This window comes from Lactobacillus sp. WILCCON 0149 (assembly GCF_057197965.1).
On record NZ_JBUBHO010000001.1, the window covers coordinates 665307 to 677915 of the forward strand.

Here is a 12609-nt window from a genome sequence, read left to right on the forward strand (position 1 = left end):
TGCGTATACAAGGATAGAATTGTGCGAATTATTGATAAAAAAGAATAGAAAAATTATTGATTGGTTTGTAGGCTGGTGCTAGAATGAAAAGCAAGTTGTAAATGAATATACACTGGTAAAAAAATTAGAATTTTAAGGATGGATATGATTTCAAAAATTAAGAACACCTTGTTCGCGGCAATTGTCGTTGTCCTCTCCTGGCTCTTGCTCAGCCTGGTGCAGGACTATGACTTGCAGAGCATTCCAAATCTGCACCAAGTCGTGTCGATTACGTCGTGGGACAAGAAAAAGTCGAAGAAAGAGATCTACCAGCTCTTGGCTAAAGATGCCAAATCAGCTGGGATCGACCTGGTTAAGCTGCGCTTGCTCGACCAGGATGGTAAAAATACGAAGCTGGTCTACAATTTTAATTCCAGCAGCAAGACACAATATTCCTGGCGAAAGAGCAGCCAGGTCAAACGCCTAAGCAAGAGCAAATTGATGCTTGAGGATGTTTTAGGTAACTACTATACCAATGCCACAACTGCCCAGTTTGCCTCTTTAGCCTCTGACTTAAGCGAGGCAGGCTTGCAGGTGACGGTCTACAAATCTTCCTTTAAAGATGAACTCTTAAACAATACGGTTTATCAAGACGGACTCCTGGTCTTTTCTAGCTTGCTGGGGATGCTCTTGATCATCATGATTCTGGATAAGTCCTTCCGTTACAAAGAGTACGCGATCTTGCAGGTCAATGGTCTAAGCTCTGGGAAAATCTTCCGCCGCGACTTCGCTAAAGAAATTCTTCCTTTTATACTGACGATTCTCCTGCCCTTAATAGCCTTTAGCCTCCTGACCATTAGATCATTAAACGGCCAGGGCAGCCTCTTTTACATTAAGGCGATCTGCCTGCTTCTCTTGGCATTATCCATAACTTACTGGATCTTTGACTTCATCTCCTATGTCAGCCTTGCTTTGATCAAGCCTTACGCGGCCATCAAGGGCCAATTTGCTGGCAAGGGTTTCTTATACTTAGGCTACGTTTTAAAAATCGCCATTGTACTCCTGCTTGGTGTAAATCTGGCCAGCTTAGGGCAAAAATACTCCGCCTACCAGCAAGACAAACAGATCATGCAGATCTGGCAAAAGAAGCCAGCCAGCTACATCGCCAACCTTGGCCAAGTTGACCAGGGCAATGAAAAGCGGGTGAAGGTGGTCGACCGGAAGGTACACCGCCTGGTGGCCAGCGACAAGCAGGCCATCCTTGCCAAAAATGCCCAGCAGTTCCAGCCGGCTTCGTCCAGCACCGACATCCAAAACGGCAATGTCCTGGTTGTCAACCCAGCTTTCTTAAATGCAAGTTCAGTCAAAGATGAGCAGGGGAAAAAGGTAACGGCAAATGACGCAAATACCGTCTACATCTTGCTCCCGAAAGACCGGGCTTACCAAAAAGCATCCTTTGAAAAGAAGGTAAGATCCTGGATCAAGTTCCAGCAGACTTTGCCCAATGTCTATGGAAAAACTAAGCAAATCAAATATAAGTTAGTCTACATCCAAAGCCAGCAGGTCTTTAATTATACGGCTGGTCAGGATATTGCCAATTCGGTTTCAACTGATCCGATTATCTTGGCAATTGACACAAAACTATTGTCTGACGACTTCTTTACGGCCAGTTTGACACAAGGACAAGTAGTCTTTCCAAACCTGGCCAAGCTGCAGAAGGGGATCAAAGAAACTGGCTTGACCAGCTACGTCAACGGCATCACCAATGTCAAGAGTACGGCTGCCAGCCTTTATGCCCAGCTCTTGACAGAACTGTCGATTATTGGCGTCATTGCGGTCTTGTCTTTGACACAGATGTTCTTCATGGTCAGCTATGTCAGTGCCAGCTTCTTTGAGAGCAAAAAGCGGCGGCTGACTGTCTACCAGGTCTTTGGCTTAAGTAACCGCAAGCTGGTCAGTCAGTTTGCCCTGGCAAATGCCTTGACCGATTTGGCCTTGCTGACCATTGTGCTTGCCCGGCAGGGGCAGGCCGGCATTTTCTGGCTTGGCCTGCTCTTAGCAGCCTTGGAAGTCGCTGCTATCGCTTTGAGTGCTAAGCAGGCGGAAAGCAATATGCTGCGGGGCTTAAACCGCGGAAACTGAGGATAGATTATGATAAAAGCAGAAAAACTAAGCAAAACTTTTGGCGATAAAGTCATCTTGAAAGAAAGCAGCTTCCAGCTGGAAAGCGGCAAGAGCTATGCCATTGTCGGCCGCAGCGGGGCAGGGAAGAGTACCTTGCTGAACATGCTGAGCGGCTTGGAAAAAGCTACCAGCGGCCGTGTTTTGATCGATGACCTTGAGGTCAATAAGCAAAACATCAAACGTCTTCGCCGGGAAAAATTCGGCTACGTCTTTCAAAATTTTGCCTTGATTGACAACGAAAGCATTGAGAGCAACCTGGCCATCGGTTTAGCTGACGCCAAGGGCAGCCGGAAGGAAAAGCAAAAGCTGATGCGGCAAGTGCTTGACCATTTGGACGTTAAGGCTGACTTGTCCCAGACTGCCTACAGCTTAAGCGGCGGGGAGCAGCAACGGGTGGCTTTGGCCCGGATCCTGCTCAAAAAGCCGCAGATCATCTTTGCTGATGAGCCAACCGGGTCCCTGGACGCGGGAAACGGCCAGCTGGTCCTGGACTCACTTTTAGCTGACTTTGGGCCAGACGCTACTTTATTGATTGCCACGCACTCACCAGCTGTCTGGGAGCAGTGTGACTACATTATTGAACTTGCCAAGCAAGAAATTCAGATTCACAAGAATTAAATGGAGATATAGATATGAAAAAACTGACTAAAATTTTAACTGTTATCGTTGCCCTTGCTGCCGGTGTCGCAGCCTTCTTCATGCTGGTTCACAACTCAGTGACCGACCGGCTCAATCCTTTTATCAAGGCTGAAACCAGCTATGCTAAAGTTGCAACTGGGACCCAGAACTACACTAATGTGACCATCTATAATGAAAAGGGTCAAAAGGAAAATTACCAGCTGGCCAGCGTAGGGGGCTATGACCCAGCTAAGGGCTACCTTACCATCAAGCATAAGGGCCAGTACGTTTCCTACGTCGAATACATCAGTGCTGCTAAGTACAAGCAGATTACTGGCTGAAAGTGAAATTGGCCCTTGACGGGCAATCTTAGACCTAGTACAATAGTAGAAGTTGAGAACAAGAAGAAGCCCCCGCTTCTCGCCTAAGTTATTTAACCTCTGGGCAAATCGATATTTTCTGTTGATTTTAAAGGCGGGTGCAATATGCCCGCTTTTTTCTTGTCCTCGAAATTAACATGGAGGTGAACAGTTATACCACAGAAACAAAACAACATGATCCTTAACGAAAGCATCCGCGCTCGTGAAGTTCGGCTGATCAACGCTGATGGTGAACAAGTTGGGGTCGTGTCAAGAAATGAAGCTCTGCGCCAAGCGAGCGATGCTGGCCTCGATCTGGCTTTGATTTCACCAAACGCCAAGCCACCTGTAGCAAAGATTCTTGATTATGGTAAATACCGGTTCGAACAGCAGAAGAAGCTGAAGGAATCACGCAAGAATTCCAAGCAGGTCAGCGTTAAGGAAATCCGTTTGAGCCCGACGATTGAAGGCAATGACTTCGAAACCAAGTTGAAGCATGCACGCAAGTTCTTAGAAAAAGAAGGCGCCAAGGTTCGTGTTTCGATTCGTTTCAGAGGCCGCGCGATCACGCACAAGGAATTAGGACAACAAGTGCTGGAAAAGATGGCCGAAGAAACTTCGGATATTGCTGTTGTAACCAGCCGGCCAAAGATGGAAGGCCGTCAAATGTTTTTAATGCTCAGTCCTAAGAGTGATAAAGACAAGAACAAAAAATAGTTAATTGGAGGAATTTTACCATGCCAAAGATGAAAACCCACCGCGCTTCAGCTAAGCGTTTTAAGAGAACTGGTAACGGCGGTTTGAAGCGCCACCACGCCTTCACTGGCCACCGTTTCCACGGTAAGACCAAGAAGCAACGTCGTCATTTGAGAAAAGCCGCTATGGTTTCACGCAGCGACTTGAAGCGCATCAAGCAAATGCTTTCCCAAATGCGTTAATTTACTATTTTTTAATACACTAACGATATTAGGAGGATTTTCAGATGCCAAGAGTTAAAGGTGGTACCGTTACACGCGCACGTCGTAAGAAGGTTTTGAAGCTTGCCAAGGGTTACCGTGGTTCAAAGCACGTTCAATTTAAGGCTGCAAGCACTCAATTGTTCGTTTCATACAAGTACGCATTCCGCGACCGTAAGAAGCGCAAGAGCGAATTCAGAAGACTGTGGATCGCCCGGATCAACGCAGCTGCTCGTCAAAACGGCTTGTCATACTCAAAGATGATGCACGGCTTGAAGCTGGCTGGTGTTGACATGAACCGTAAGATGTTGGCTGACATCGCCTACAACGACGAAAAGACTTTTGCCGCTTTAGCAGAAACTGCTAAGAAGGCTTTGGCTTAATTCTTTGGAAGAAACGCATCTAGCTTGGCTAGGTGCGCTTTTTCTTTGTTAAATGCCGGCTTTCAGATATAATTAAGGAAGATGAAATTTAAGGAGGAAAACTCAGACATGAGTGAAGAAATTCGCTGCATCGGCTGCGGCGCCGCCCTGCAGAGCCAGGACGCCAAAGCCCCCGGCTATCTGCCTGCCAGTGCCCTGGCCAAGGTAGAAAATGGTGAAAGAGAAGAAGTTTACTGCCAGCGCTGCTTCCGCTTGCGCCACTACAACGAGATCATGCCGGTTTCTTTGGACAATGACGACTTCTTGGCCCTCTTGAACACTTTGGGTGAAAAGAAGGCCCTGATTGTCAACGTGGTGGACCTGTTTGACTTCTCCAACTCGCTGATTTCTTCTTTGAAGCGCTTTGTCGGCAATAACGACTTTATCCTGGTCGGCAACAAATTGGACCTCTTCCCGAAGAATTCCAAGGAAAGCAAGATCAAGGACTGGATGCGGCAGGAAGCCAACCGGATGGGCCTGTACCCCAAGGACATCTTCTTGATCTCCGCAGCCAAGAAGAAGAACCTGGACACTCTGATTGAATACTTGAACAAGCACAGCCAGGACCAGGATGTCTACTTCGTCGGCACGACCAATGTCGGCAAGTCGACCTTGATCAACGCCATTATCGATGAAATGGGTGACGTTAAGGACTTGATCACTACTTCTCGCTTCCCGGGGACCACTTTGGACCAGATCGAGATTCCTTTGGACAACGGTCACTTCTTAGTCGACACGCCAGGGATCTTGACCGACAAGCAACTGGCCAGCCGGCTGGACCCGAAAGACCTGGACCTGGCTTCGCCAAAGAAGCCGCTTAAGCCGGCCACTTACCAGCTTTTGCCAGGCAATACCATCTTCTTGGCAGGCCTGGGCAGAATCGACTACCTGAAGGGGCCGTCAACCAGCTTTACCATCTACGCTGCCCGGGGCATGTACATCCACCGGACCAAGACGGAGAAGGCTGACGAATTTTACCAAAAGCACGTCGGTGAATTATTGTCTCCGCCAGGGCCAAATAGCGACCTGCCGCCGCTTAAAGGGCAGGAGTACAGCATCAAGTACCGCAGCGACGTATTGTTTGCCGGGGTAGGCTTCATCACCGTGCCGGAAGGCTGCGTGATCAAGGCCTACACGCCGGGCGGAATTGGCTTAGGAACCAGAAGAGCTTTGATTTAGAGGTTTAAGTATGGATTCATTGGTAGATTTCAGTAAAGAAACACAAGTAAAAGTGCAGACGGCTGAAAGCCAGAGAAAAGGCAAGCAGATCGGCATCATGGGCGGCACCTTCAACCCGGTGCACATGGCCCATTTGGTTGCCGCTGAGCAGGCCATGACCAAGCTGCACCTGGATGAAGTCTGGTTCATTCCAGACAATATTCCCCCGCATAAGGACGCTCCCTTAAACGTGTCTGCCCGCGACCGGGCCACTATGCTGGATTTAGCTACCCGGGACAATCCTCGTTTCAGGGTCAAGCTGCTGGAACTTTTCAGAGGCGGCGTTTCTTACACGATTGATACCATGCGCTATTTGACCAAGAAGGCGCCGGAGAATACCTACTACTTGATCATGGGCAGCGACCAGGTCAACAGCTTCCACAAGTGGAAGAACGCTGATGAACTGGCCAAATTGGCCACCTTGGTCGGCATCCGCCGGCCTGGCTACCCGCAAGATCCCCAATATTCCATGATCTGGGTTGACGCTCCGGACATCCGGCTCAGCTCAACCGCTATCCGCCGGGCTGTTTCAACAGGGACCTCAATCCGCTACCTGGTACCGGACAAGGTCCGCGAATATATTGAAGAAAAGGGGCTTTACCGTGACTGATCCATTTTTTAAGGAAACATATTCTCCCTTGTCCAGCAGTGAATTAGTGGCCAAGGAAAAGAGCATGATGGATGAGAAGCGCTTTGCCCACTGCGTCCGCGTCAGTGAAACTGCCCGGACCCTGGCCAAGTTGAACGGCTATGACGAAGACAAGGCAGCCTTGGCCGGTTTTGTTCACGACTACGCCAAGCAGATTCCAGTCGAAGAATACATCAAGATCATCAAGGAAGAGGGCTTTGACCAGGATCTTTTGAACTGGAACCGGGCTATCTGGCACGGGATCGTGGGCAGCTGGTTCATCAAGCGCGACCTCGGCATTACTGACCAGGAAATTTTGACCGCTGTCTACCGGCACACTACCGGGGACGTGGAAATGACCACCCTGGACCAGATCGTCTTTGTGGCTGACTATATCGAACCTGGCCGGACCTTTGCCGGCGTTGAAGAGGCCAGAAAGACCAGCTACGCGGATTTAGCTTCCGGGGTTGGCTATGAACTGGCCCACACTCTGGCCTTTTTGATTGAAAAGAGAAGCAAGATCTACCCAAGGACTTTGGCTGCCTACAATGTCTGGGCAGCTGAGTAAAAATAGATAAAATTAAAAGTAAGAAAACATTAGGAGAAAAATTTGAAGAGCGAAGAATTACTTGACTTAGTTTTAAACGCAATCAGCGAACGGCACGGGGAAGACACCGAAGCCTACGACATGCGCGGCATCAGCATCCTGGCTGACTACTTCGTGGCCACCAGCGCCACTTCCAGCCGTCAGCTGCACGCCATTGCCAACAGCATCATCGAAGCCTGCCACGAAGCTGGCTTTTACGACTACCGAGTTGAAGGCAACCATGACTCAGAATGGCTCCTGGTTGACTTGGGCGACGTCGTGGTCAACATCTTTTCAGAAGATGCCCGGGCCTTCTACAACCTGGAAAAGCTCTGGGCTGACGGCAAGCGCGTGGAACTTGAGGAAGACTAGGCAATGAGCGTTGTCGGGATTGTTGCTGAATATAACCCTTTCCACAGCGGTCATGAATTCTTGATGACCCAGGCCCGCTTGATCGCCGGCGATGACCCCATTATCGCGGTCATGTCCGGCAATTACGTCCAGCGTGGGGAAATGGCCATTCTGGACAAGTGGTCGAGGGCCCGCAGCGCCATTGAGGCCGGGGCTGACCTGGTTTTTGAATTGCCATTTTCCTATGCAGTCCAAGCAGCTGACATGTTCGCTACCGGCGGGGTTGACCTTTTGACCCGCTTGGGGGCCAAGAACCTGGTCTTTGGGGTTGAAGACGCCAACTTGAACTTTGAATATTTCGGCGACCGGATCTCCAAAATCCCCCGGCAAAGGCAGGAATTCGCTGACTACAGCCAGACTTATTCCACCCAGTACAACCAGATGGTGGCCCGGGAAGTCGGCCATGAAGTCAGCGAACCCAACGCGATTTTGGGCCTGGCCTATGCCGTGGCCAATGCCAATCTGGGCTCACCGTTAAAGCTCAGCCCGGTTAACCGGGTAGGGGCTGGCCATGACGATATCCTGCAAAGAGAAGCAGCCGTTCAAAGCGCCAGCGCGATCCGCAACCTCCTTTTAAACGGGGCAGAGCGGGAGGAATTGGAGCAGTGGCTGCCGAAAGGGGAAATCGCTGCTTTTGACCAGGAAAAGATCCTGCCCAACTGGGAACTGCTCTTCCCATTTTTGAAATACCGGCTGGAATCAGCTTCAATCAAGGAATTGCAGCAGATCTACCAGATGAGCGAAGGCCTGGAATACAAGTTCAAGGCGGAAATCCACCTGGCTGAAAACTTCGCTGATTTCCTCCGCCGGGTCAAGTCCAAGCGCTACACCTATTCAAGGTTAAGAAGATTAAGTCTCTACACCTTGCTGAACGTGACTGAAGCAGATGTCTTAAACAGCTACGACCATGTTTCCACCATGCTTTTGGCCTACAGCAAGCGGGGGCGGAAGTATTTGAAGCAGCAGCGGAAAGACTTCGCGGTTGACATCGTTTCCAAGGTGGATCGCAAGAATGCCCAAGAAGGGACCCTGGGCCTGCAGGTCAGGGTTGACCGCTTATTTGAACAGATTGTTGGCGCTGACCAGAACTTTGGCCGGCGGCCACTCGAGGTAAATTAATGCTAGAACTTTCATTTTTCCAAATCAAGAACAGCCGGGAGCCTTTGACCCAGATCTCAGCTGATTTGACTTTTGCTGACGGCTTTTACGAGCGGGCCAAGGACCTGGTCTACGAGGTCAAGAGCGCCCACGTGGAAGGGCAGCTCTTTTATGACGAACCCTTCGTGACTGGCAATTTCCAAGTGGAAGCCGACCTACTGGTTCCGTCCTCCCGCAGCCTGGAAGCTGTGCCTTTAAAGCAGAAATTCAGCTTTGTGGAAAATTATTCCGACCATGAACCGACCCAGGAAGAAAAAGAACTGGGCTTGATGATCATTCCGCTGGACGATGACCGCATTGACGTGCAGACGGCCGTGGAAGACAACATGCTCTTGAATATTCCAAGCACGGTTTTGACCAAGGAGGAAGCTGAAGAAGATCTTTACCCGGAAGGCCAGGGCTGGGAAGTCATGTCTGAACAGGACTTTGCCGGCCAGAAGAAGGACCAGGTCAACCCGGCCTTCGCCCAGCTGCAGGGCCTTTTGGACAAGATGCAGGCTGAAGAAGACAAGAATAAAGCAGAAGACGAAGAAAAATAAAAACGAAAACAATCTTCAGTAAAACAGGTCTTTTCCCAGAGAAAATTCATCTGGCAAGGGACTTGTTTTTCTATGGGACTTGTTAAAAAGCTGATTTTGGGCTATCCTAGAATTATTAAAATATACTTTAAGATTATACTTGGATTCAGCAGACCCAAAAATTAATCAGTAGGACGTGAGGGGATAAAAACATGCCGAAAATTTTAATTGTTGAAGACGAAAAGAACCTGGCTCGTTTCGTCGAACTCGAACTCCAGCACGAAGGCTATGAGACCGTAGTGGAAAACAACGGCCGCAAGGCTTTGGACCGTGCTTTGAGTGAAGACTTCGACGCGATCTTGCTGGACTTGATGCTGCCAGACTTGAATGGTTTGGAAATTGCCCGCCGTGTACGGCAGAGCAAGACCACGCCGATCATCATGATGACTGCCCGCGACTCCGTAATTGACCGGGTATCAGGCTTGGACCATGGGGCTGACGACTACATCGTCAAGCCATTTGCCATTGAAGAACTGCTGGCTCGCCTGCGTGCTGTCTTGCGCCGGGTCAAGATCGAAAAGGATGCTTCAAAGGACAAGCTGCCGCGGCAAAAGGTGGTCAAGTTCAAGGACTTGACCATCGAAACCGCCAACCGGATCGTTCACCGGGGCGACGGCAAGACTGTTGACTTGACCAAGCGGGAATACAACCTGCTCATGACCTTGATCGAAAACAAGAACAATGTTGTTGGCAGAGACCAGCTCTTGAACAAGATCTGGGGGCCGGAATCAAACATCGAAACCAATGTTGTCGAAGTTTACGTCCGTTACCTCCGCAACAAGATCGATATCCCTGGCCAGCCATCTTACATCAAGACGGTGCGCGGAACCGGCTACATGGTAAGAGACGAGGACGACAATGCATAAGCAAAGCGCCAGCGGCAAGAAGGAGACCAGGCACGTTTCACTGATCGTGAGATGGGTCAGCATCGTCGCCATGACGATCACGGTCTCCTTTCTTGTTTTCTCAGCTGTCGTCTACAATACGGTCAAGCAGGAAGCCCTAAGCCAGCAGAAAGATACTTCCAATGAAGTCGTCAACATCCTCCGCAAGCGCTTGGTAGGCATCGACGATGAGCTGGAAATCACCAACGTGGTCCAGCAATTGTCGCCCAATACCAGACGGATCTTGAAGGGCGGGCCGGCTTTGTCAGAAAATGACAGCAACAACAGCAGCGTTTTTGGCGACACGGTCTTAAGTACCGTGACCAACCCTGACGTGACCGTGGCGATCTACAATCTCCGCAATGAGATCGTCTTTCATAACGGCGACAGCGCTCCTAAATTGGTCAAATTCACCAGTGAAAGCAAGAGCGTGGTCAAGGAAGACAAGAAGGGGCAAAGCTCCCTGTATGTCTACCGGAAGGTCAGAAACCGGACGACTCATAAATTGACCGGCTATATTGTCGTCAAGAACCAGATGACCGGCTACAACCGCTTGATTACCCGGACTCTGCGGGCTATGCTCTGGCTCTCAATTCTGGGGGTCAGTCTGGCCATCGTCGTTTCCTACTTGGTTGTCCGCAGCGTTGTCAGACCAATCAAGAAGATGTCCAAGGTGGCCAGGGAAGTTAACGCTGACCCCAACAGCACGGCCAGAATTCCCGAGCTGCACAGAAACGACGAACTGGAAGAACTGGCCCTGTCTTTCAATATGATGCTGGACCGGATGCAAAAGTATATCGAACAGCAGAAGCAGTTCGTCTCTGACGTCTCCCACGAATTGAGGACGCCTGTGGCGGTCATTGAGGGCCATCTGAGCATGCTTAAGCGCTGGGGCAAGGATGATCCCCAGGTCCTGGAAGAATCCATTGACGCCTCGATTTCGGAGGCTGAGCGGATGAAGCACTTGATCCAGGAAATGCTGGATCTGACCCGGGCTGAGCAGATCAGCGTCCACTACCCGAATGCCATTGCTGAGCCGATGGAAGTTTTGACTCGGGTAGTCGGGGACATGGGCATGGTTCACCCGGACTTCAAGATTTCTTTGGAAGTTGAGGACCTGGACCCGGATACCAAGATTCAGATTTACCAGGGGCACCTGGAGCAGATCCTGATCATCTTGATCGACAACGGGATCAAGTACTCAACTGACCGCAAGGAAATCTCTGTGGCTGCCGGCCAGTCCGGCCAGGAAATGCAGATCGTGGTCCAAGACTACGGCGAAGGGATTTCCGATGAGGATAAGAAGAAGATCTTCAACCGCTTCTACCGGGTCGACAAGGCCAGAACCCGGGAAAAGGGCGGCAACGGCCTGGGCCTGTCGATTGCCCAGAAGCTGGTGGAATCCTACCACGGCACGATTGACGTTGAATCAGTCTTAGGCCAGGGGAGCCAGTTCAGAATCACCTTCCCGGTCTTGACTGACGAAGAAGTCAAGCAGTTAGAAAGCCGGCAGCAAAAGCAGGCTGGAACTGAAAATCCGAAAAAAGATCCGACAATTTAACATTCAGAACAAAATAAAAGCCGCTGTTCAGCGGCTTTTATTTTTTCTGTTTTGTTGATTATTTTCTTTGCTTTTTATTTGTTTTTTCTTTGGAAGATTACTTCCGCTTCTGCTTGCCCTGGTTGCGCTTGCGCAGGTCGCCGGACTTCGGCTGGCTGGCGTTTGGCTTCTTTTCAGCGGCTGGCTTCAAGATCTGGTCGATCTTGGCTTGAGTAACGACTTCCACGATTGGGCTGTCTTCCAGTTCCTTGGAAACCCGCTTCTTGGCCCGCGGCTGCACGATGAAGGTGGTGATCAGCTGCTGGATGACCATGACCAGGTTGCCGACTGCCCAGTAAAGAGCCAGGGCGCCGGAGAAGGACATGGAGAAGAAGAAAGTCATGATCGGGTTCATCAGCATGGTGGCCTGCATGGTCTTCTTTTGTTCTTCAGGGATGCCGATCATGGCCACGTAGCTTTGAATCAAGGCAAAAACAGTGGCAATGATGGCCAAGACCATGGACTTGCTGGACAGGGAGATGCCGAAGAAGGTGGACTTGGCCAGGGTGCTTGAGTAAGCCACGGCCTGGTAGATCCCGATCATGATCGGCATTTGAATCAAGAGGGGCAGGCAGCCCATTCCGCCAGTCATGGAGACATTGTTCTTAGAGTAGATCTCTCTTTGCAGACCACTCAAGGCCAGCTGCTGGTCAGGAGTCATGCCCGGGGTCTTCATGGCCTTTTGCAAAAGCTGCATCTGTGGCTGCAGGCGATGCATTTTTTCTTGCTGCATGGTTGCCTTGTGCTGCTGGTTGATCATCAGCGGCATCAAGATCACTCTGACGACCAAAGTGATGATGACGATAGCCCAGCCGGCCCCGCTGGCCCCGCCAATGGCGTGGGCGATGTTGACGGTGATATGCTGCAAAGGCAGGCCGATCCACTCATAGATCCAGTAGTAAGGACCACTGGTTGGTGCCTTCAAGCTGCCGTTCTTGCTGGTCTGGCTGGCGCAGGCCGTAAGAAAAAGCGGCAAGAGCGCCAGCAGACTGACTGGTAACAAACGTTTTTTGATTTTTTTCATTGAT

15 protein-coding genes and 1 other annotated feature are annotated in these 12609 nt (G+C 50.3%); of the genes, 14 read left to right on the forward strand and 1 reads right to left on the reverse strand.

Going from position 1 to position 12609, the window contains the following annotated elements; translation table 11 throughout:
• Positions 1-144: 144 nt before the first annotated feature.
• The 14 genes from ACYVUV_RS03205 to ACYVUV_RS03270 all read left to right on the forward strand — a co-directional run bounded on the left by ACYVUV_RS03205 (position 145) and on the right by ACYVUV_RS03270 (position 11542).
• Positions 145-2121, forward strand: coding sequence for a hypothetical protein (locus ACYVUV_RS03205; protein ID WP_484498989.1), 1977 nt, complete (start codon positions 145-147; stop codon positions 2119-2121).
• A 9-nt stretch (positions 2122-2130) separates the two neighbouring features.
• Positions 2131-2781: an ATP-binding cassette domain-containing protein gene (locus ACYVUV_RS03210; protein ID WP_439775371.1), complete on the forward strand. Its 651-nt coding sequence runs from the start codon at positions 2131-2133 to the stop codon at positions 2779-2781.
• 14 nt (positions 2782-2795) lie between these two features.
• Positions 2796-3122, forward strand: a complete 327-nt coding sequence (locus ACYVUV_RS03215) for a YxeA family protein (RefSeq protein WP_439775372.1) — start codon at positions 2796-2798, stop codon at positions 3120-3122.
• A gap of 54 nt (positions 3123-3176) precedes the next feature.
• Positions 3177-3288, forward strand: a sequence feature (ribosomal protein L20 leader region).
• 47 nt (positions 3289-3335) lie between these two features.
• A complete protein-coding gene (gene infC / locus ACYVUV_RS03220; RefSeq protein WP_439775373.1) occupies positions 3336-3857 on the forward strand; it encodes a translation initiation factor IF-3 in 522 nt (173 codons plus the stop codon).
• Between the two features lie 20 nt (positions 3858-3877).
• Positions 3878-4078 carry a 50S ribosomal protein L35 gene (gene rpmI / locus ACYVUV_RS03225; RefSeq protein WP_002879235.1) on the forward strand — a complete coding sequence of 67 codons (201 nt, stop codon included), beginning with the start codon at positions 3878-3880 and terminating at the stop codon, positions 4076-4078.
• Positions 4079-4122: 44 nt separating this feature from the next.
• Entirely contained in the window at positions 4123-4479 is a 357-nt protein-coding gene (rplT, locus tag ACYVUV_RS03230; RefSeq protein WP_002879237.1) for a 50S ribosomal protein L20, read from the forward strand.
• A gap of 108 nt (positions 4480-4587) precedes the next feature.
• Positions 4588-5697: a ribosome biogenesis GTPase YqeH gene (gene yqeH, locus ACYVUV_RS03235; protein ID WP_439775374.1), complete on the forward strand. Its 1110-nt coding sequence runs from the start codon at positions 4588-4590 to the stop codon at positions 5695-5697.
• A 10-nt stretch (positions 5698-5707) separates the two neighbouring features.
• Positions 5708-6346: a nicotinate-nucleotide adenylyltransferase gene (locus ACYVUV_RS03240; protein WP_296225406.1), complete on the forward strand. Its 639-nt coding sequence runs from the start codon at positions 5708-5710 to the stop codon at positions 6344-6346.
• Positions 6339-6932 (forward strand): bis(5'-nucleosyl)-tetraphosphatase (symmetrical) YqeK, encoded by a 594-nt coding sequence (gene yqeK, locus ACYVUV_RS03245; protein ID WP_439775375.1) that lies wholly within the window; start codon positions 6339-6341, stop codon positions 6930-6932. Before ACYVUV_RS03240 ends, yqeK begins: the two co-directional genes overlap by 8 nt.
• 42 nt (positions 6933-6974) lie before the next feature.
• A complete protein-coding gene (gene rsfS / locus ACYVUV_RS03250; protein ID WP_439775376.1) occupies positions 6975-7322 on the forward strand; it encodes a ribosome silencing factor in 348 nt (115 codons plus the stop codon).
• 3 nt (positions 7323-7325) lie between these two features.
• Entirely contained in the window at positions 7326-8480 is a 1155-nt protein-coding gene (locus tag ACYVUV_RS03255; RefSeq protein WP_439775377.1) for a nucleotidyltransferase, read from the forward strand.
• Positions 8480-9058 (forward strand): DUF177 domain-containing protein, encoded by a 579-nt coding sequence (locus tag ACYVUV_RS03260; RefSeq protein ID WP_439775378.1) that lies wholly within the window; start codon positions 8480-8482, stop codon positions 9056-9058. The genes ACYVUV_RS03255 and ACYVUV_RS03260 overlap by 1 nt, the downstream gene beginning before the upstream one ends.
• A 191-nt stretch (positions 9059-9249) precedes the next feature.
• Complete coding sequence (locus tag ACYVUV_RS03265) at positions 9250-9963, forward strand: response regulator transcription factor (RefSeq protein ID WP_050952641.1); 714 nt, start codon at positions 9250-9252, stop codon at positions 9961-9963.
• Positions 9956-11542, forward strand: coding sequence for a HAMP domain-containing sensor histidine kinase (locus ACYVUV_RS03270; RefSeq protein ID WP_439775379.1), 1587 nt, complete (start codon positions 9956-9958; stop codon positions 11540-11542). Before ACYVUV_RS03265 ends, ACYVUV_RS03270 begins: the two co-directional genes overlap by 8 nt.
• 97 nt (positions 11543-11639) lie before the next feature.
• Here ACYVUV_RS03270 and yidC read toward each other — a convergent pair whose 3' ends face one another.
• On the reverse strand, positions 11640-12605 hold the full coding sequence (gene yidC, locus ACYVUV_RS03275; RefSeq protein ID WP_439775380.1) for a membrane protein insertase YidC: 966 nt from the start codon (positions 12603-12605) through the stop codon (positions 11640-11642).
• Between the last annotated feature and the right edge of the window lie 4 nt (positions 12606-12609).